Source organism: Ruminococcus sp., from assembly GCF_016287535.1.
GTDB lineage: Bacteria > Bacillota > Clostridia > Oscillospirales > Ruminococcaceae > Ruminococcus.
This window is the reverse complement of the sequence record NZ_JAEFAJ010000019.1, coordinates 20,193-41,275: the sequence shown is the minus strand read 5'-3', so window position 1 is coordinate 41,275 and position 21,083 is coordinate 20,193. Positions and strand designations below refer to the sequence as shown.

20 protein-coding genes are annotated in these 21,083 nt (G+C 46.5%); 15 read left to right on the top strand and 5 right to left on the bottom strand.

Going from position 1 to position 21,083, the window contains the following annotated elements; translation table 11 throughout:
• The first annotated feature begins 53 nt into the window (after positions 1-53).
• The 6 genes from QZZ36_RS08480 to mfd all read left to right on the top strand — a co-directional run bounded on the left by QZZ36_RS08480 (position 54) and on the right by mfd (position 9,358).
• The gene (locus QZZ36_RS08480; RefSeq protein WP_295079940.1) at positions 54-932 is read left to right on the top strand and encodes a hypothetical protein; all 879 of its coding nucleotides are present in this window, start codon (positions 54-56) and stop codon (positions 930-932) included.
• 121 nt (positions 933-1,053) lie between these two features.
• Complete coding sequence (locus QZZ36_RS08475; protein WP_295079936.1) at positions 1,054-2,124, top strand: dockerin type I domain-containing protein; 1,071 nt, start codon at positions 1,054-1,056, stop codon at positions 2,122-2,124.
• A 581-nt stretch (positions 2,125-2,705) separates the two neighbouring features.
• Entirely contained in the window at positions 2,706-4,217 is a 1,512-nt protein-coding gene (locus QZZ36_RS08470; protein WP_295079933.1) for a zinc ribbon domain-containing protein, read from the top strand.
• A 125-nt stretch (positions 4,218-4,342) separates the two neighbouring features.
• Complete coding sequence (locus QZZ36_RS08465) at positions 4,343-5,107, top strand: histidinol-phosphatase (protein ID WP_295079930.1); 765 nt, start codon at positions 4,343-4,345, stop codon at positions 5,105-5,107.
• A 134-nt stretch (positions 5,108-5,241) separates the two neighbouring features.
• Entirely contained in the window at positions 5,242-5,868 is a 627-nt protein-coding gene (pth, locus tag QZZ36_RS08460) for an aminoacyl-tRNA hydrolase (protein ID WP_295079927.1), read from the top strand.
• Between the two features lie 25 nt (positions 5,869-5,893).
• Positions 5,894-9,358, top strand: a complete 3,465-nt coding sequence (mfd, locus tag QZZ36_RS08455; RefSeq protein ID WP_295079924.1) for a transcription-repair coupling factor — start codon at positions 5,894-5,896, stop codon at positions 9,356-9,358.
• A gap of 196 nt (positions 9,359-9,554) precedes the next feature.
• On the opposite strand, the gene QZZ36_RS08450 is transcribed toward mfd, so the two are convergent.
• Complete coding sequence (locus QZZ36_RS08450; RefSeq protein WP_295079921.1) at positions 9,555-9,896, bottom strand: helix-turn-helix transcriptional regulator; 342 nt, start codon at positions 9,894-9,896, stop codon at positions 9,555-9,557.
• A gap of 186 nt (positions 9,897-10,082) precedes the next feature.
• On the opposite strand from QZZ36_RS08450, the gene QZZ36_RS08445 reads away from it, so the two are divergent.
• Both QZZ36_RS08445 and QZZ36_RS08440 read left to right on the top strand, forming a co-directional pair.
• On the top strand, positions 10,083-10,934 hold the full coding sequence (locus QZZ36_RS08445; RefSeq protein WP_295079918.1) for a hypothetical protein: 852 nt from the start codon (positions 10,083-10,085) through the stop codon (positions 10,932-10,934).
• A 217-nt stretch (positions 10,935-11,151) separates the two neighbouring features.
• Positions 11,152-12,060, top strand: a complete 909-nt coding sequence (locus tag QZZ36_RS08440; RefSeq protein WP_295079915.1) for a hypothetical protein — start codon at positions 11,152-11,154, stop codon at positions 12,058-12,060.
• Positions 12,061-12,101: 41 nt separating this feature from the next.
• Here QZZ36_RS08440 and QZZ36_RS08435 read toward each other — a convergent pair whose 3' ends face one another.
• From QZZ36_RS08435 to QZZ36_RS08420, 4 genes are all read right to left on the bottom strand, one after another.
• On the bottom strand, positions 12,102-12,311 hold the full coding sequence (locus QZZ36_RS08435) for a helix-turn-helix transcriptional regulator (RefSeq protein ID WP_295079981.1): 210 nt from the start codon (positions 12,309-12,311) through the stop codon (positions 12,102-12,104).
• Between the two features lie 54 nt (positions 12,312-12,365).
• Positions 12,366-12,683 carry a DUF6442 family protein gene (locus QZZ36_RS08430; RefSeq protein WP_295079912.1) on the bottom strand — a complete coding sequence of 106 codons (318 nt, stop codon included), beginning with the start codon at positions 12,681-12,683 and terminating at the stop codon, positions 12,366-12,368.
• 7 nt (positions 12,684-12,690) lie between these two features.
• Complete coding sequence (locus QZZ36_RS08425; RefSeq protein ID WP_295079909.1) at positions 12,691-13,029, bottom strand: DUF6442 family protein; 339 nt, start codon at positions 13,027-13,029, stop codon at positions 12,691-12,693.
• Between the two features lie 325 nt (positions 13,030-13,354).
• Positions 13,355-15,772, bottom strand: coding sequence for a glycosyl hydrolase family 65 protein (locus QZZ36_RS08420; RefSeq protein WP_295079906.1), 2,418 nt, complete (start codon positions 15,770-15,772; stop codon positions 13,355-13,357).
• A gap of 372 nt (positions 15,773-16,144) precedes the next feature.
• On the opposite strand from QZZ36_RS08420, the gene QZZ36_RS08415 reads away from it, so the two are divergent.
• The 7 genes from QZZ36_RS08415 (at position 16,145) to QZZ36_RS08385 (ending at position 21,057) form a co-directional block, all read left to right on the top strand.
• On the top strand, positions 16,145-16,591 hold the full coding sequence (locus QZZ36_RS08415) for a LytTR family DNA-binding domain-containing protein (protein WP_295079902.1): 447 nt from the start codon (positions 16,145-16,147) through the stop codon (positions 16,589-16,591).
• Positions 16,592-16,603: 12 nt separating this feature from the next.
• Complete coding sequence (locus tag QZZ36_RS08410) at positions 16,604-17,338, top strand: hypothetical protein (RefSeq protein ID WP_295079899.1); 735 nt, start codon at positions 16,604-16,606, stop codon at positions 17,336-17,338.
• A 312-nt stretch (positions 17,339-17,650) separates the two neighbouring features.
• Positions 17,651-18,415: a hypothetical protein gene (locus QZZ36_RS08405; protein WP_295079895.1), complete on the top strand. Its 765-nt coding sequence runs from the start codon at positions 17,651-17,653 to the stop codon at positions 18,413-18,415.
• Positions 18,416-18,748: 333 nt separating this feature from the next.
• Entirely contained in the window at positions 18,749-19,222 is a 474-nt protein-coding gene (rimP, locus tag QZZ36_RS08400; protein WP_295079892.1) for a ribosome maturation factor RimP, read from the top strand.
• A 44-nt stretch (positions 19,223-19,266) separates the two neighbouring features.
• The gene (gene nusA / locus QZZ36_RS08395; protein ID WP_295079889.1) at positions 19,267-20,484 is read left to right on the top strand and encodes a transcription termination factor NusA; all 1,218 of its coding nucleotides are present in this window, start codon (positions 19,267-19,269) and stop codon (positions 20,482-20,484) included.
• 2 nt (positions 20,485-20,486) lie between these two features.
• A complete protein-coding gene (locus QZZ36_RS08390) occupies positions 20,487-20,765 on the top strand; it encodes a YlxR family protein (RefSeq protein ID WP_295079885.1) in 279 nt (92 codons plus the stop codon).
• A complete protein-coding gene (locus QZZ36_RS08385; RefSeq protein ID WP_295079882.1) occupies positions 20,734-21,057 on the top strand; it encodes a ribosomal L7Ae/L30e/S12e/Gadd45 family protein in 324 nt (107 codons plus the stop codon). Before QZZ36_RS08390 ends, QZZ36_RS08385 begins: the two co-directional genes overlap by 32 nt.
• Positions 21,058-21,083 lie beyond the last annotated feature (26 nt).

Below are 21,083 nucleotides of genomic sequence, written 5' to 3'. Positions count from 1 at the left end.
TGGTATAATATTATTATCCCGATATGGGATAATATCAAAAAGGGGGTATGATTATGAAAAAAAGGAGATTATTATTACTGACTGCAATATGCATACTTTCATGTAGCTGCAATAATATAGAGCCTAATGAAAGTATTAATGCTCCTCAGACGGTCGAAAAAACAAGCGAAAAAGTGACAGATCCGTCAACTCAAAAGAAAACGGAGCCGACTACTCTGAAAGAAAAAATTCCTTTTTATATGGGAAGTGTAAGGCAACAGTATGATGAAGCAAATAAAGAGCACATTTTTTTCTGGCAGTTCCAAGATGTTAATAAGGAGCCGATAGCTGCAAAATCAAACATAAATATATGCATAAAAAACGATAAGAACGAGGAGGTATTTAACAAAGACTTTGAAGTCAATGCAAATAATTACAGTACGTGGTCAAATAAGCTCAGTTCCACATCTCAGCTCCTTGGTAGTATAAGTATTGCTGATTCGGATTTGGCACAGGGAAGTTCGACTAAAGGGGTAGCCACATTGACAGCATCATCTGAATATTCAAGCTTTAAGCCGGTAAACATAACTGTTTTTGATCTTCCGCAGAAGGGAATAACGGTCAATTATCCGCCTTTGCCGATAACTTCAAATTCCTATAGCTATAACGGCGAGATCAGAAGTGCTATGACTGTTACCGATATAAGTCAGGAATATGATTACTCATTAAAGCTGAATGTTACAGCTCAGATGACATATAATTCCAATGGCGACGGAGCGCGAGATTATGGTCACGTCGGATACGTAATCACAAATGAAAGCGGAATGGTAATAAACAGCGGGACTGTTCTGTTTGACCAGTTAGCTGTAGGCGAAACACAAGTAAAACAAATATATGTCAGAGATGCTGAGCCGGGTGATACCCTGAATTTACAAATCATAGATCACAACTAATTTATTATAATGTTAACTTAATGCTCTCAGAATCTACGAAAATTCACACACTGTCTATTGAAATGGTAATATCGCAATGTTATAATATATATAGAAAATTCATTCTGAGAGGAGAATTTCTATGAAACTTGCGAGGTTACTGGGAGCGGCAGTAGCAGCGTATTTTTTTGTTTCAGCAAGTTTTCTGCCTCATTTTGCAGCAGCAGACAAAGCTTTCGGGGATCCGTACCAGCTTAACGGCATTGATCCTTACGATTCGCCTGTAAAGCCCATACTGTCTGTCAGCAGGATAGAGCTTACCCTTGAGGAAGCAAGAGCAAATCCGACGCAGGCTGTCGAGATCACTATCAGAGGTGCGGATAAAAAATATGCTCCTACAGCTATGCACATCAATTTTGATGAAAGGCTGACCATTGTTGATGACGACGGCTATTACGCCGACAGGGGAAGCGCGATACACAAGCTTGAAGATATACAGTATCTGACAGGGGATCACTGCCTCGGACTTGTTACCGCAGGAGCCGGAAATTTCGGCAGGGACGGAGTTATGTGGACTCTGCATTTTACTCTTCCCGACGATATGGCGGAGGGCGATGTTTACCCGATATGCATTGAGTATAAACACCCCGGCGTCACAAACGACCTGTTCACTAACCTGAGAAACGACAATGAAGGCAAAATGATGGAAGCGTGGATATTTACAAACGGTATCGAACACGGCTATATCAGGATAAAAGAACCGGCCATGACTGCTACAACAACGACCACATCAACGACGACGGCTTCCACAACTACTTCAACTGTTACAACTTCAACAGCTGCGACTACTACCACAAAGAGGACCACAGTTACTTCAACGAGACCTGTGACCACTACCCTGAAAACTACGACTACCACTGCCGTAACTACGACGGCACCGGTCACTACTGCCGAGCCTGAGCCTGTTTACCGCCGCGGCGATCCAAACGGCGACGGCATTATCGACGCAGTGGATTCGTCTCTGGTACTGGCTGCGTATTCAAGGTTCTCGACGGGAGAAGCATTCCCCGATGAGAATTGGTATGCCACCTCGGACGTCAACAGGGACGGCTTTGTGGACGCGGTGGACGCTTCAAGGATACTGGCTTACTATGCCTATGTATCGGCGGACGGAAAGCTTTCCTTTGAGGACTTCCTGAGAGGTTACAGATAAAGGGTATATATACGGAGCGGTATAAGTGCAGTGCTTATATAGGAACTTTATATGGGATTATCGGGGGAAACCTTTCTGAAGAAAGGTTCCTCTGACGGAGGCGCGACCCTCTGTCACTGCGTGACATCTCCCTACACTGTAGGGAGTCACCCCCCGTGCCCCCTTCCAAAGACTTTTATCTGATTTTTTTCAATATAGGACGCGATCTGTAAACTTGCAGATCTTTTTTATTATGTACGCGCCCTATATTGAAAAAAATAAAAACGAAAGTTTTAGGAAAGGAGTTTGAGGAAGAACCCTTTTTCAAAAGGGTTCTTCCTCAATAGCTCATACAAAAAATTCTATAAAAGTATTACGCTTAAATGCCGCTCCTTTTTGCGTAATGTGCATTATTCCGCACGTTTCGTGCTGTATCGCCATAAATCCGGGAATGTAATATTATGTTACAGTTTTTTTACTTGACATATTTTACCTTATGCTTTATAATGATTAATATGTAATAAGAACAGTCCTGAGCGGCTGTTGACCCAGTGTTATACGAAAAAGTTCTTTTATCTTAATCTATCAACAGGAGGGATATTATGAAATGCAATAAATGCAGAAGCGAAATGCCTGATGACGCTCTGTTCTGTACGGAGTGCGGTGCTTCTCTCGAAAAGGCGGACAGCCCTGTTACGGAGGCTGCCGAGGAAACAGCAGCTGCTGCCGTAGAGGCTGCCGAAGCTCTTAACGACAGCGAGCCGACATCTATTCTCCCGCACCTTGAAGAAGTCATAGCAAACAACGAAGAGGCTCTCAGTCTTACTCAGGAGGACGTTCAGCTCCTCAACGACGAGCCTGCCGAGATACTCAGTTCTTCCGGAACTATTGAGCTCCCGGAGCCGGAAGCAGCAGAGGAGGCTGTTACCGAAGTGATACAGGCTGTGCATGAAGAGCCCGCTCAGTTCCCCAAGACTGACGCACCTGCCGCAGCTCCCGTGAACACTGTTCAGGACGCTTTCAACGACAACAGCGATACTATGGAGATACCTGCCCAGCATGACAACTACAGCAATGCAGGCGGATATACAGCACCGCAGCAGCCTGCGCAGGACGCTCCTGTTATACCGCCTCCGGTACAGACTGCTCCTGAGCCTGCGCCTATGCCGGCAAATAACGCCGAACAGCCAAAGGCACGGAAAAAAGTGGGCGGAGGTCGTATTTTTGGAGCTTCTGTTGTCACTATATTCGCGGTCCTGTTTATGATACTTTTCAGCTTCATGCTTTCGATCAAGCTCGGACTAAACGGTTCGATAATCAAAAAGAGATTTGAAAAGCTCGATGCGGATACTACACTTACAGCTCAGTTTGACGGCAAGGAACTCTCAAAGACGCTGTATGACTCTCTCGGCTTCAGAACGGCCACAAGAGGAACTGCCGATGAAGCGGGCTTCAAGAGATATCTCCTCGATACGGATTTCCTTGAGTATACAGGCGGTGTAGCCAAGAATTACCTTGATTTCATAATTGACGGTGAGGGCGCAGATCCTTCCATCAGTTCCGAGGATTTCGTAAACGACTTTATAAGAGAGAACAAGGGCTCGATCGTAAGAGAGTTTGATTATGATCTTACAGAGGCAGATTATGAGCTGCTCCAGAAGAATCTCGATAAGGACAATTTCTCTGATTCACTCAGTATAAGGAAGTGGAACAGACAGGTGGGCTTCAGCGTGGACAAGCTCAGCTACCTGTTCTCATACATTACGATCGGTATCATCGGCGGTATCGTCCTGCTCTTCCTTATCTGGATAAGCGCTATCGTGGACAAGCGCGCAAAGCACGTTACAGGCTTCTTTGCAAGCATATTCAACATCACCGGCATTATCGTGCTCCTCGCAGGACTTGCTATAATAGTCGGTTCAGCAATTGCATTCACATTCACTCACAATGTGGGCTTCTATCTTTCAGAGAACCTGATTCTCCCGCTTTCTGTGATCCTTCTCATAGTCGGAGCCGCAGAGCTCCTGCTCGGATTTGTATTCAGAAAGTCCAACAGGATAATAAAGAAGAGAGCAAAGAAGGCAGCAGCAGCTGCCGCATCAGCACAGCAGTAAATATTTTTACAGAACAAAAGCTCCGGAGATGTTCGCTAAGAACGCTCCGGAGCTCGTTTTTGCGTGTGCTACTTGTAATTTGCTGAAAAAAGTGGTATAATCATACCTTGAAAGGAGCGGAAGCTATGCTGGCAAACTATCATACCCATACGGAGCGCTGCGGTCATGCTATCGGCAGCGACAGGGATTTCGTTGAGCACGCTATAATGAGCGGTATAAAGATACTTGGCTTTTCGGATCACTGCCCGTGGGTATTTGACGATGATTACATATCAGATATACGCATGACACCTTATGATGTGGAGAACTATTTCAGGTCCCTCACCGCTCTTAAATGGGAGTATGCCGATGATATAAAAATATATATCGGCTTTGAGGCGGAATATATACCTCAGCTCGTGGAAGCACAGGACAGGCTCCTTGCTGACTATCCCCTTGATTATATGATAATGGGGCAGCATTTCAACGATCCCGAAAGCTTCGGAGCATATATGGGAGCTCCTGTTTACGAAGAAAGCGTGCTCATAAAGTATGTCGACCGTATAATAGAGGGCATGGAGTCAGGAAGATACCGCTATCTCGCGCACCCCGACCTTATACGTTATAAAGGCGGCAGTGATGAGTACGAAAAGCATATGACACGGCTTTGCAGCTACCTGAAAAGCAAGGACATACCTGTTGAGATAAACCTGCTCGGTATGTCCGGAGGCAGGCATTATCCGTCAGACAGGTTTTTCAGCATTGCGCAGAAGATCGGAAACAAAGCCATAATAGGCTGCGACGCGCATCTTCCGGAATCGCTCTGCGATGATCGCACGATAGAGCGCGGAAGACGCTTTGCGGAAAAATACGGACTTGAAATAGTTGAGACACTTGACGGTCTCAACTAAAGTTGAGAGTGAAGAGTGGAGAGTTAAGGTTTCGGGTTGCGCTGAATTATTAGAATATATCGCCGATAGGCTATACCACGACTCTCAACTCTCAACTCAGAGTGAACATAGATGAACGTGAATAGGAGAAAACCATGAGTATTTTTGATGTGTTCGACAGGATCGCCGCAAATTCTTCCGCGGCAAGAGGTAAAATAGAATATGTGATAACAGGTCTCGGCAATCCGGGGCTTGAATACGAGAACACCCGCCACAACGCCGGATTCATGGTGCTTGACGAGCTTGCGAAGCAGCTGGGCGAGGACATAAGCCGCCTGCGCTTCAAGGGCAAGACCGCAGAGGTCACTATCGGGGGCAAACGCTGCCTTCTCCTCAAGCCCACCACCTTTATGAACAACAGCGGCGAAGCAGTAGTACAGGCTCTGGAGTTCTACAAGATAGACGCGGAGAACCTCATAGTGGTCTGCGACGATATCTCCCTTGACTGCGGCAAGCTCAGGATACGCCGCAAGGGCAGCCACGGCGGTCACAACGGTCTCCGCAGTATATGCGAGCTCACAGGCAGGGACGACTTCCCAAGGATAAAAATGGGCGTAGGCAAGAAGCCACACCCTGATTACGACCTTGCGAAATGGGTCCTCGGAAAGTTCGGCAAGGAGGACTCCGTGAGCATGGAAGAGTCTGTGAAGAACGCCTGCGAATGCATAAAGCTCATGGTACAGGGCAGGACCGACGAGGCTATGAACAAGTACAACTCATGATACCACATCTTTTACGGAGAGTGCAATGAACGTCTTTAAGGAATTATTTACCGGGCTGGCAGGCTTTAAAAGTCTGCGTGAAGCAATTGACAAGAATATCTCACCCGTCTCTGTGACGGGTCTTTCCCATATACACAGGGCACAGCTCATATATGCTCTTGGCGGAAAGAAGATAAATCTCGTTATCACGGGTACGGAAGCGGAGTCAAAAAAGCTCTGTGATGATATAAATATGATGGCTGGCTGTGAGGAAGCTGTTCTGTTCCCGTCAAAGGAACTGGTGTTCACTCCCGTAGACAGTACCAACCATGAGTACGAGTATATGCGTATAGCCGCCTTGATAAAGGCGGCTAAAAGCCGTTGCAGCGTTATATGCGCAAGCATCGAGGCTGTCATGCAGCCGGTCATACCTGTGGGAGTCCTTATCGCAGCAGGTATAGAACTAAGGCAGGGGCAGGAGATAGATCTCACGGAGCTGACCCTCACTCTTGCGAAGTGCGGCTATCAGCGCTGCGAAAAGGTGGAGGGAGCTTCACAGTTCTCCGTAAGAGGTTCTATACTCGACATATACCCCGTTCAGGCTGACAAGCCGGTGCGTATCGAGCTGTGGGGAGACGAGATAGATACCATATCCGAATTCGAGACCGATACACAGCGCCGCACGGAGGCTCTGGAAAGCGTGGAGATATACCCCTCAGGGGAAGTCCTCTATGATAACGAGGAGCTTGCGGACAGGATAGAGGAACTGTGCAAGAAGGTACGCGGAAAGCGTATGGACGCAGTGCGTGAGCATCTCGGAGCGGACGTTCACAGGCTCAGAGCAGGGGAGATACTTGCCCACAGCGTGAAATACTACCCTCTTGTTTACGGCGAGCCCTCGACGGTTTTCGACTATATCGACGGAGCTGTGCTCTTCAGCGACTATTCCGACGTTATGGACAATGCCGCAGGTGTGCTCTCACGCCATAACGAGGACGTAAAGATACTTATGGAGGACGGACAGCTCTGCAAGGGACTTGACGGCTACGTGCTGGAGCTTCCGGAGATACAGCATATAGCGGAAAAGAAGGTCTGTCTGTATATGAGCAGCTTCATGCAGGGCGGAGAGCGTATAGACTTCCGCAGACTGGTGAGCTTCGAGGCTATGCAGACCGCACCGTGGAGCGGCGAGATGAAGCAGCTCGTTGAGGACCTTGAGGATTTCAGGCGCCGCGGATACCGTATGATACTTGCGGCAGGCAGCGACAAGACCATGCCTATCATACAGCAGGACCTCATAGACAAGGGTATACCCTGCGACCTTTTGTCGCAGAATATCGAGCCTGCCGAGGGACGTGTGCTGCTCATGTCGGGCAGCTTCAGCGGAGGCTTTGAGTACCCGGAAAACAAGATAGTTCTCATCACTCAGGGACGTTCTATGGACTCGGTCCGCAGCAGGCGCCGCAAAAAGAAGAACAAGGCTGAGGAGATACGTTCCCTTGCCGATATAACCGAGGGCGACCTTGTGGTACATTCCGGTCACGGAATCGGTCGTTTCATCGGCATACGCAAGCTTGAAATGGACGGCGTTACAAAGGACTATATCACCATACAGTACGCAGGCACGGATAAGCTTTACATACCCGTAACCCAGCTTGATATGGTGTCGAAGTACATCGGTCCGAGAGATGACAGCGGCGTGAAGCTGAACAAGCTCAGCTCCGGCGAGTGGCAGAAGACAAGGAGCAATGTAAAACGTGCCGTAAAGGATATGGCGCATGAGCTGATAGCCCTTTACGCAAAACGCGAAAAGAGCGTTGGCTTCGCGTTCTACCCTGATGACGAGATACAGCATGACTTTGAGGAGCGCTTCCCTTATGTGGAAACCGACGACCAGCTAACCTCCATTGCGGAGATAAAGGCTGACATGGAGCGTCCACGTCCTATGGAGAGACTTCTCTGCGGAGACGTTGGTTTCGGCAAGACAGAGGTGGCTCTGAGAGCTGCTATGAAATGTGTTCTTTCGGGCAAGCAGTGCGCTATACTTGCGCCTACCACCGTGCTTGCATATCAGCATTATCAGACTGCTCTGCGCCGTTTCGAGCACTTTCCCGTGAATATAGAGCTGCTCAGCCGTTACCGCTCACCCAAGCAGCAGGAGGAGATAATCAAGAAGCTGAAGCAGGGGCGAATAGACCTTATAATCGGTACTCACAAGATAATACAGAAGTCTGTTGTGTTCAAGGATCTCGGACTTGCCATAATCGACGAGGAGCAGCGCTTCGGCGTGGCTCACAAGGAGAAGTTCAAGGAGAGCTTCACCGGCGTTGACGTGCTCATGCTCTCGGCAACTCCCATACCCCGTACACTTAATATGGCAATGAGCGGTATACGAGATATGTCCGTCATAGAAGAACCGCCCCAGGACAGATATCCGGTACAGACCTACGTTATAGAATACAATATGGGAACTGTTGTGCAGGCTATCGTCAGGGAGCTTCGCCGCGGAGGTCAGGTATACTATATCCACAACCGTGTGGAGACTATTCAAGCCTGTGCCTCACGTCTGCAGGAACTGCTTCCCGAAGCCCGTATCGCCGTGGCGCACGGTCAGATGAGCGAGGACGATATGTCGGATATATGGGAGCAGCTGGTGGAGCATGATGTGGATATCCTTGTATGTACAACTATCATAGAGACAGGCGTTGACGTGCCTAATGTCAATACCCTTATCATAGAGGACTCCGACCGCTTTGGACTTTCCCAGCTGTATCAGCTCCGGGGACGTGTGGGACGCTCAAACCGCAGAGGCTATGCGTATTTCACTTATCAGCGAGATAAGATCCTTACGGAGATAGCCACAAAGAGACTTAACGCCATGAGGGAGTTCACCCAGTTCGGAAGCGGCTTCCGCATAGCTCTCCGTGACCTTGAGATAAGAGGAGCGGGAAGCATACTCGGCGGCAGGCAGCACGGACACATGGAGGCTGTTGGCTACGATATGTACCTGCAGCTGCTTTCCGAGGCGATATCAGAGGAAAAGGGCGAACAGCCGGAAAAGATACCGGAGTGCCTCGTGGATATACAGATAGACGCGCATATCCCTGAGGACTACATTTCGAGCCTGAATCAGCGTATAGATATGTACCGGAAGATAATGCTGGTGAATAACGAGCAGGACAAATCAGACCTTATCGACGAGCTTATCGACCGCTACGGCGATCCGCCCAAGTCGGTGGTGGGACTTATAGACGTATCACTGCTGAGAAACAAGGCTGCACACCTCGGTATCACAGAGATATCCCAGAGAAACGGCGCTATGTACTTCTATACGGAGTATGTCTCCACTGACCAGATAGCGGCTCTGCAAAAGGCGTACAAGGGCAGGATAGCCTTCAACGGAGCAGGCAAGTCCTATGTTTCCGTGAAGATATCTCCTAAGACGCTGCCCTTTGACATGATGATAGAGACCGTGGATATATTCTATCAGCACCGTGAAAACAGCCGTTAGCTCTCAGCCATTAGCCGTCAGCTTGTAGGGGCGGCGTTCCGCCGCCCGCAAGTGAGTAGAGAGTAGTCGCAGTGTAGTGACGTTCATTGGGCGTCACTTAATTCGTAATTCGTAATGCGTAATTATGTATATGGGAAATATTGTAGGGAACGCCGTCCTCGGCGTTCCGTTATTGCATAATTAAAGGCGAAACCGATTAGTCGGTTTCGCCTGTTTGCATTTCAAGCAGTGTTGCTGCACGTTCTTTTAGTTTTATTTTATTGCTATCGTCCAGCTTATCATATATTTCAAGCAGTTCAAAATCCTCATCGGACAACATATCTGTTGTGTCACGCGAAAGACCAAGGATATAATCTACACTTACATTGCAAAATTTTGCAAGATCAATTATATAATTTATCGGTGCTTTTATTTCACCGCGCTCATAGCGGCTTATTTCTTGCTGAGTAATTCCGAGCTCCTCAGCAAGTTCATACTGAGTACATTTTTTCTTTCGTACTGAAACCATATTTGGATAAAGATATAAGTGATTTTGCACAGTCAACACCCCATGATTATTGTAATATGTACCAATTGTATTTTACAACATTTATGATGTATTGACAAAAATGATATATGATGTTATAATATGATTGAACAACATATATGATGTTATTCGCGGTTTTTCTAAATTGGAAATCTTGGAAACCAGTGTTTTTACTGAATGTTTAAGGAGGGTATTATAATGAAAAGCAACGAACAAGCAATTATTGTGAAAAAGGCTTTAGACCTTACAAAATCTTTGGAATCTGAGACAGAAAAGCTAAATCAGCTTAAACTTGAAAAATTTAAACCCATACCTTGTGGACCGGCAAAAGATATAATAATGAAAGCGCCTTATCCGGAAATAAAAATCAAAACAAAGTTCAATTGGCTAACTGCGATTATACCCAGTTTTATTTTCTTTCCTTGGTTTATTATTTATTTAGTGATATATAATTCAAGGAAGGAATCAGAAGAAAAGAAAATCAGGAATTCCGAGGAATATATTAATCAATGTCAAGAGATAGATAGACAGCAAATTGAACAGCAGGCAATCGCAGATGAAAAGTATATAGTAATGAAGAAAGAATATGATGAAGTAATTATTCCAAAGTATAATGAAGAATTAGCAGAGTGGGAAAATCAGCATAATATTAAATTGGAAGAGACGGAAAAAGAAGTTGAAAGATTACGATATGAATTGGAAGATAATTATCAGACAACAAATATTATTCCTATGCAGTATAGGGATATTGATGCATTGACATATTTGTATGAGTTAATGTCAACATCGGACTATGAAATAAAAGAAGCAATTGATATGTATGATAAGAATATGCAGCGTCAGCTTAGTACCGCACGTGTATTATCGCAGCAGCAGGCAAATGAACTTGCTAAACAACAAAATGATCTTGCTATTGAACAGAATCAATTATTGGACGAACAAAATGAGATATCTGAAAGAGCACGCAGGGAGGCTCGTACAGCCGCTATAATTTCAACTATTCAAAGACATAACACCAATAGCATTCTTAATAAGATAAGCAAAAAATAAAAATTTTTATATTGAACAAGAAAAGGCGAACCATGCGGGTCACCTTTCAGTTAAGGGGCGGATAAAATCCGCCCCTTAACTGTTGGCTTGCCGAAACTCTTATGATAGGCTTGTGAAAAAAGCTCCAAACCACTTTACACGGCTCGCTTTTTGTGCTACAATGTTGGTGTAAAGAAGAGATACGGCACGTTACAGTACACACAAAGGAGATACATATATGAATTACAAAAGCTTTATCGCAGGCGCTATGGCTTTTGCTCTCGCAGCCTGTGCGGCAGGATGTTCGGATAAAAAGGAGAACGACTCCAAGCCGGATACCAGTAAGGAGACCACTGCTCCCACGGATACAACCGCAGCAACCGAGACCACTACAGAAGAGGAGCTTCAGCCGCCTGTTCCCGTTGAGGCTACCGATCCAAATACCGTTACCTTTGACGACGGTATATTTGATTTTGTAACTACAAGAAACGAGGACAAGGACTGCGCTTCAGGCACTCTTTCCGTAGCTGAGATCATGGGCAATAAAATGCTGAAATTTACTGACGACAATACCGTTCCCCTTGAAGGAAAGGTACAGAAGGTGATAATCAGCGCTACAAAGCTTCTCGGCAGCGAGGGCGCGGCAAAAGTTCGCAGTATAGAGTTTGACCTTTACGCTCAGGCTACCGCAGACCACCTCAAGACCGACGACGCTGACGGCGTAAGGGCTCCCGGCTGGATAGGCGGAGGCGGCGGCACAGTCACCGCTAAGGAGGACAAGTGGTACGACTTCAAGGAGTTCAGCGGCGGAGAGTATAATTTCGAGACTTCCGGTGCGGTTCACGGCACGTTCAAGTTCCTGCTGGCTGATAGCGGAATGTGCTGGACCGAGGACATGGAGGACGCCAACTTCCTTATCATGCGCTGGGGAATCGCCAACGAGTCGGATATGTATATAGACAATATCGTATTCTACGACGAGGACGGTAATTCTATTCCTCTTGCAGAAAAAAGTGAGGTTGTAATGAACGACGAGCTTAAAAAGCAGCTTGAAGAGGCTGAAGTGTTAGCCAGCGAAGTGAATTCACAGGCTAAGGACGCTATCGAAGAAGCTTCAAGACAGGTCGCAGAAAAACAGGATCAATAATAACAAAGCGCTTACGATTATTCGTAAGCGCTTTTTGTATGTCAGTCAAAATAGAATATATCCTCGAATTTTTTATCGAGAGCGATACAGAGTATCAGTGCCAGCTTGGCTGTGGGACTGAACTGCCCTGTTTCTATGGAGCTGATAGTATTACGGGATACTCCCACCATTTTCGCAAGCTCGTCCTGCGAGAGCTTCTGCTCCTTGCGTATCTCTTTAAGGCGGTTTCGGAGTATAAGTGAATCGTCTATCATGCAGTCACCTCGTATAATCAATTGCTTTACAGAGATCTTCCGTATTCATAGTCAACACCCATGAACGAAATGCAGCACAACAGATACAACAGTTGCCAGAGCCATAAGTGCACCTGCGTAAAGATCGTCCTTGTTATCGGTCTTTTTCCACCTGTAAAGGTAATCGGCGGCGAATGATGCGGTGAAGATACTATAGTAGCCGTAGTTCATTTTACCGAGTATGATATAGTCAATGGCGAAAAGTGCGAGGCAAAGTATAATTGCTGCAATTCTGCCGTATTTCATGCCTTTAACCCTCGTTTCGAGATAAAATGGGTCGTTATTCTTGTTATCGTTTCTGCTTTTTTCGAGAATTTCTTCCTTATTCATGGATCATTCACCTTCCTAACGGGTATATATCGAAAATATCACGTATCGTAGTTACAGTAAATATGATAAGACCAAGTCCTGCAAGTATTGCACAGATTATATTCAAAGCGCTTTTGGTTTTTACAGCTTTATAAAGAAACAACGGGAAAATAATACTGTACTCTGTTGCGATAATGCCGTGATTTAAGTGCTTATTGGCTATCCATGTCATTATCAGCAGAAACAGTATAAATAACAGGCTGAAAATTAGCGATATCCTTGAAGCATTTTTGTTTATGTCCATTCCTGCAATGTCGCGGTTCTTGTTTTCCTGTCTGCTCTTTTCAAGTATTTCTTCCTTGTTCATAATTGTTACCTCCCAAATCATGCAGATTATTTTGCCAAGTTTACTCGGTAATTATATTATAGCATTGCCAAGTATACTTGTCAAGATTTTGCAAAGTAAACTTGTCAGAATTGTGTGAATACACAATCCGATACAAGTAAAACACAGCGATTTGCACAATAATGTAGGGGCGCACAGTGTGCGCCCGATAATAACCAACGTACTGTAAATAACCATGTGTAGGGGACGGCGTCCTCGACGTCCCGCATTAAAAACGGGCGGCTAATATCCGCCCCTACCAAAAAAGGCACTGTGATAATCACAGTGCCTTGATTATGTATTAAACTCAGCCCATAATGACCTTTATCTCGTTAACGTCTTTGAGCTTGTCCGCAGGAACATAGCTGCCTGCAAGCTTCTCACCGTTGAGAGTTATCTCCTTTACGCCGCTCTGAACGTGTGCGGAGTTGTCGATAGATATGTTGAGCTTCTTTCCGCGGAAGTTCTTCTCGATCTTGAAGCCGTCCCACTTTGCAGGGATAGACGGTGCGATAGTCAGACCGCCGAGATCGGGGCGCATACCGCATATACCCTCGACACAGCCTACCATAACAGTAGAAGCTGTACCTGTGAGCCAGTGAACGTGTGAACGTCCCTCGTAGGGTGAAGCCTTTGACTCGGTGAACTGACCGTGTACGTATGGCTCCATGACACGTATCTCAGCCTTGTCGTTCATAGCTGCCGGAGAGCTTTCAAGGAAATACTCGAAAGCACGGTCGCCGTGACCGAGAAGAGCCTCGGCAAGTATGAGCCAGCCCTGAGACTGTGAGAAGATACCGCCGTTTTCCTTTGTATCAAGGTTGAACACCTGCATGAGAGCGCCCTTGAAGTGGTGGTACTTGTAAGGCGGTTCAAGGAGCTTGGCTCCGTAAGGTGTATTGAGTATGTCGTGAACGCTGTTCATAGCCTTTTCAGCCTGCTCGTCGGAAGCAAAGCGTGAGATAACGCTCCAGCTCTGAGGATTGAGCCACATATTGGCTTCGGGGTCCTTCTTTGCGCCGACGATAACGCCGTTGTCGCGGATACCGCGGATAAATCTGTCCTCGTCCCAGCACTTTTCAAGAGCCGCGCCCAGCTTCTTCTGAGCGCCGTCGAGGTAGCTGATATAGTCTGTATCGTTCCTGTCCTTAGCCATGTCACGCATTACGTTCATAGCGTAGTAGAGCTGGAATGCCACGAAGGTGGATTCGCCCTGTGCGCCGAGACGGAGACAGTCGTTCCAGTCTGCGTGGAGACCTGCCGGCATATCATGACTGCCGAGACGCTCCATTGAGAAGCGGATAGCGTTCTTGAGGTGCTCGTAAACCGTAGCCTTTCCGCCGCCCTCTTCCGCGTATGTGATGACTTCATCAAGGAAGCCCTTGTTGCCGCTCTCGCCGAGGTACTTGACGATAGTCGGGAAGAGCCACAGTGCGTCGTCTGCACGGTATGAGGGGTGACCTGTTTCCTTGGCGTAAACGCTGTGCTCGTCGTTCTCGTCGGGGCAGGTCTCATGACCTGCGTTGTGGTCGAACTTGACAAGGGGCAGACCGCCGCCGTTGCTGACCTGAGCCGAGAGCATGAAGCGTATCTTCTCTGCTGCCATTTCAGGGTCAAGGTGTATGATACCCTGAATATCCTGTACTGTATCGCGGTAGCCGTAGCCGTTTCTGAGACCGCAGTAAATGAATGAAGCTGCTCTTGACCATATAAATGTAATGAAGCACTGGTAAGCGTTCCATACGTTTATCATATTGTTGAACTCAGGGGAGGGAGTCTCCACCCTGAAGTTTGAGAGCTGCCCGTGCCAGTAGTCCTTCAGCTGCTTTACCTCTGCGTCGACCTTTCCTGCTGCCTTGTATTCATCAAGTATAGCGGCAGCCTCCGGGTCCTTGCGCTCACCGAGAACGAAGATGAACTCCTTTGTCTCGCCGGGAGCAAGAGCGATATCGCTCTGGAGAGCTCCGCAGGAGTTGGAATTGTAGTTCATTACGCCGCTGCACCTGCCGTTCTCGACAGCGATAGGATTTGAGAATGTCCTGTAGGGACCGATGAAGTCGCTGAAGCTTCCACAGCAGCCTGTAACGGGCTGACCTACCATGCCGAAGAAGCGCTCCTGACCGTTGTAGCCGTTTTCGTCGAAGCCTGTATTTTCATTCATGTGCTGGAGTATGCGGTTGCCGCCCTCAAAGCTTGTACGGGTAATGAACAGTGTGTACTGGAGATTTACCTGATCCTGCTCGTAGTTGGGCTCGTTTGTGAATTCTATAAATCCGAATACAGAGAGCTTTCTCTCCTTTGAGGAGTTGTTTGTGACCTTTGCTCTCCATACCTCATAGGTCTTTCCGTAGGGAACGTAGTAAGTAGTTTCTGACTTTATATCAGCGTACTCTGCTGAAATGACCGTATAGGCGGTACCGTGGCGGCACTCGCTCTTGTACTTGTCAAGGGGCTTGCCCACAGGCTGCCATGAAGCCGACCAGTAATCGGCGGTATCATTGTCTCTTATATAAATATAACGTCCGGGAAGAGCCATATCCGAATTGAAGCGGAAACGTGAAAGTCTGCCGTTCGCTCCGGATTTTACGAAGCTGTAGCCGGCGGCGTTATTGGATATCATTGCGCCGTACTCGGGGTCTCCGAGATAGTTTGCCCATGGTGCGGGGGTCGCGGGGTTAGTGATGACGTATTCTTTGTTCTCAAGATCAAAGTGTCCGTACTGCATATAAAACCATTCTCCTTATCATTCTGCCGTCGGACAGTGCTTCTTCAGGCAGGAAATATTATTTTAAGTATACCATGTAATGTGAAGTTTGGCAAGGGGGTAATAATGAACATATCGTGAACAACAGCAAAAAAAGACAAGCTTTTACTACTATTTGTAATATTTTACTGTGAATTTGCTTCTTGTTATTGGAACGCTGCTGATGTTTATACATTCCGTTTTAGCGTGACCGGTATGCATACCCGTGTGCAAGTTGTGAATCTCTGAGTGCAAGCTGTGCGGAGAGTATTGATTTTCACTGCTGCTCAATATATAATGATATATAGATAAGCTTATCAATGATACAGGGAACAAGGAGGCGGTCAGCTGAAAATGAAGATAAGATTACTTGTAAGCGACGAACACTACGACCAGATCGCGGCTGAGCTCATAAAAAAGGGGATCGAGATAGACGATTCAGCGGAGCTGATACTCTCGGAGAGCAATGTTACGGTATCACACCTTATAGCGCGGCGCGGCGATGAGATATACAGGCTCGAAACAAAAGACATCTCGCATATAGAGAGCTTTGCGCATGATATAGTGGCATACTGCGGCGAGGAGGAGTATAAACTCACGGAAACTCTTCGCAGACTTGAAGAGATACTCGACCCCAAGGAGTTTATCCGCGTGAGCAATTCGGTGATAGTGTCCGTATCGCACATAAAGAGCATACGTCCCGCGCTGTCGCAGAAGTTCATGCTGACCATGAAGAACGGAGCGAAGGTGGACGTGACGAGGACGTACTATTACATATTCAAGGAATTCTTAGGTATTTAAGGAGGGGTAAGCATGAAAGAAAAAACAGACATTTTGAGTATCATTATGCCTATAGCAGCATTGATACTTATATTGGTCATGATATTGATCATGGCATTTGCAATATACAAAGCGGCTTACAAACGCAGGATAAACAAGCGTCTTGCGGAGGGCAGGGAAGCTGACATAAAGCCAATGATGTCGCCTGTGAAGTTTGTGATGATAACACTTCTGGGAGCGATCATCGGGATGATACTGATATGGATAATTTCCGGAGCAATAATGATCAAACAGAAGAAAGACATGATAGTATATCCGTCCGTGCATTATTACAGAGACAATATCCTTGAGGATTCGCTGTATGCAGGATATAAATTCGGCGATGAAATAAAGGGGTATAACCGTTTTTCAAAGCAGTACGGCGATGTAAAACTTGAGATCTATATTACAAAGTATTCCTTTGATGCGTTTCCGCATATTCTGATTGCTTCTGATTATGTCGGAGACGAACAGAATGTAATGTTCAGTGAAGGGATAAAATACCCATTTTCCAATGAAACATGGGGAAATGATATATGCCCCGATTCCCTTTTTGTAATAGATTTCGGCGGATATAAGGGAAAGTTTAAATTCAGTCATAATGTATATTACAGAAGGGATGTAGAGAATTTTTTGAATGAAGAGCCTGATGAGAGCTATGAATTTGACTTTAAGATACATGAGTCGGGCTTGATATCCTGTCCGCAGCTGGGGATCACGGTGGACTGAAAAGAATAGAAGAATAAACATACGCAGGCGGCTCACAGAGCCGCCTGTCCTTATATCCGGACTTTATACGAGGTTGTCTGACCATTTCTGCCGTTCATTGTTACAATTGTCATTGAGAAGGATACAAATGTAATCCGCAAAGTGACAATCATCATCTTTTCAAAAGCCTGTTTCCGAGTATAATAAAAGCATAGGGTTGCGCAACACCTAAACGTACAAAGCTGACATAAACATCAAACATCAGAAACAAGAAGTCAAAACGATATGACCGAAAGGTTTTTAAAACAATTTTATCAGTAAAGGAGAATTATTATGAAGGTTAATTTCAAGAAGTCTTTTGCAGCTATCGCAGCTACAGTAATGTGTGCAGTTCCAATGGCAAATTCACTTTCCGCAAGTGCGGCAGACAGATTTATCATTCCTGAAAAGAGCATAAAATATGATCTCAATAAGGCTGACCTCAGAAAGATCGATACAGCAGCAGTCAAGCTACAGTACGGCACTCTCGATATCGACACAAGAATACCGATAGATCCTGACAATCCGACTATCCCTGAGCTTCCGAAAATAAGGCTGTTCTATGAAAGAGTGCCTGATATCAGAGATCTGAGGAAGCCTTCTGTACCTGATGTTCAGTTTTATATCCTGCAGGCAACACAGGTCGTCGAAGAGATCGCAAGATACTCATATTATGATTCCAACAACAAACTGGTAACTATTGTTATCGGCTATACTACTGACGGCAGATACATCATTGAATACTGGACAAACTTCAGAAAGGTCAACGGTGTATGGAAGGGCAGACTGGTAAGCAGAACACAGCTCAACGATCCTGCTTATAATACGTCTCTTGTCAGCAGAGTTACAAAGACAGAGTACTATCTTGACTACAGCTACAGACTCAGAAAGGAAATAACAGGCTGGACAAAGGGCGGCAACCGCATCGTTGAAAACTGGCGCTTTTCAGATGTTACAGGCAAGTGGGAGCTTATGAGCAGAAAGATCACAAAGCTCGTACTGGTAGCATATGCAGAAGGCGCGTCTGTAAAACTTGAAAAATACAGAGTATCCGAGTGATATTCTGGAATTGATTCAAGGCATACGATATAAGCTGTGACAGGGAAATAAAATGGGATTTGATAATAGATACGAGCTCCTCTCAGAGCCGCCGCATGGCTGTGAGAGGAGCTTTTTTACGCTGTCATCGCAGCGCAGACTGCGCTTTGCGGAAAAAACTTCGCTTTTTTGAAAAAATTTCCGAAAAACACTTGATTTTTGCGGAAAACAGTGGTATAATACTTTATGATGATAGTAAACCCAAAGACCGGAAGCCTTCCGGTCTTTAGTATTTATATCGCTACTTTAACTTTACAGAGAAAGGAGATACCCTGTATATCGGGGAAAATGCCTATGAAATTCAAAAAATTCGGCGGTACGGAACAAAAGATATACGAGCTTATAAAGCCTATCACCGACGAGCTCGGCTACTATCTCTGGGACGTGTGCTATGAGAAGGAAGGCGCGATGTGGTACCTGAGAGTGTTCATCGATCAGGACGAGGGGATAACTATTGCGGACTGCGAACGTGCCAACGCTCCCATAAGCGACATACTCGACGAGAAGGATCCCATAGCTCAGAGCTATATGCTTGAGGTGGGTTCGGCAGGCCTTGAACGCGAACTTGTCAAGGAGGAGCATTTCGAGGTCTGTAAGGGCGATACCGTAAGAGTGCGCTTTATAAGAGCTGTAGACGGTGAAAAGGAAATAGTTGTTCAGCTCAGCGGCGCGGACAAGGAGGGCGTTTCAGTCGTTCTCGAAAGCGGCGAGGAAAAGAAGTTTCCGCTGGCGGATATAGCTTTCGTAAAGCTGTATCTTGATTTCTGAAATGTAAAAAAACAAAATAAAATATACTGGAGGAATTTACAGACATGAACATGAATAAGGACTTTTTCAAGGCGCTTGAGGCTCTCGGCGAGGAAAACAGCGTGGAGACTGATCTTCTTATTGAAAAAGTGAAGTCGGCTATGTTAAAGGCTGCAAGAAGAGCTTATCCCCACAGCGAGGAGAGGATCACAGTCGAGATAGATCCGAAAACGAAGAAGTTCGAAATGTATATCAGACAGGACATCATCGACGATGAGCCTATCGACGAAAACGAGGTAAACATTGACGTCGCAAGGACTATGGACCCCAATGCTATGGTGGGCGGCACTATAATGAAGGAGCTTGATATATCAAAGCTCGGAAGAATGGCGGCTCTCTCCGCAAAGCAGTCCATAAAGGGAGACCTCAGGGAGATCAACCGTGAGCAGATGCTCAGCAAGTTCGAGCAGAAGGAGCATGAGTGCATAACAGCCAAGGTCTCTCAGGTAGAACCCGGCAGAGGCACGGTAACAGTCGTATACGACGGAACCGAGCTCTATCTCTTCCGCAACGAACAGATACCCGGCGAGAACCTCGAAGAAGGCAAGATGGTAAAGGTATACATCACAGGTATCATCGGCAAGAACAAGAAGCCTGTCGTAAAGATATCACGTACCCACAAGGACCTTGTGAAGAGACTCTTCGAGCAGGAAGTCCCTGAGATATATGACGGCACTGTCGAGGTGAAGTCCATATCCCGTGAGGCTGGTTCGAGAACAAAGATAGCCGTATGGTCAAAGGACGAGAACGTAGACGCGGTCGGTGCCTGCATAGGTCCCAAGCGTTCAAGAATAACAGCTGTTGTGAATGAGCTCAACGGAGAAAAGATCGACATAATCCCCTGGAGCGAAGTACCGGAGGAATTCATCGCAAGAGCTCTTGCTCCCGCGGAGGTGCTCAAGACAGTCATCACTTCAATGGAAGAGAAGTCATGTACCGTTATAGTTCCCAACAATCAGCTCTCGCTTGCTATCGGCAACAAGGGTCAGAACGCAAAGCTCGCAGCAAAGCTCACAGGCTTCAAGATCGACATAAAGCCTCAGTTCGATACAGTTACGAACGAGGAAGCTCCCGAACTCAGCCCTGATTTTGTGGCTCCTGTATTTGAAGCTGCTCCACCGGAGGAGGAGACAGAGGAGACTGCTTCCGAAAACGCAGAGGCTGCTGATGCTGAACCGGCAGAGACAGAGGAAAGCACGGAAGCCGCTGCTGACGAGGAATAATTATGAAGCCGAAAAAAATACCCATGAGAATGTGCCTCGGCTGCAATGAGATGAAGCCCAAAAAGGAGCTTATCCGCGTGGTGAAGTCCCCGGAGGGAGATATCAGTCTCGATTTCAAGGGTAAGGCTGCCGGCAGAGGAGCGTATATCTGCCGCAGTACGGAATGTCTTGAAAAGGCAAGAAAGGCAAGACGCTTCGAGAAGTCATTCTCATGCAGGATAGAGGAAAGCGTATACGAGGTGATGATGGATGAGCTCGGAAAAGAACCGCAGGACGATTAATCTGCTCGGCATATGCCTGAGAGCGGGCAAGGCGGTCAAGGGCTTCGACAGCGCTGTCGAGGCTGCAAAAAACGGTACGGCTCATTGTATACTTACTGCTTCGGACGCCTCTGAAAAAACTGTTAAGGAAGCCTCGTTTTACTGCGAAAAATACGGTATAAAGCATTTCCGCACCGAGGCGAGCAAGTACGATATCGGACGTCTCTGCGGCAAGGAAACAGGTGTGGTCGCAGTTACCGACAAGGGCTTCGCAGACGGCTTTGAAAAGATAATATCTGATGTATCGCAGTAATGCGTTGAAATAGATGTTCATGCAAA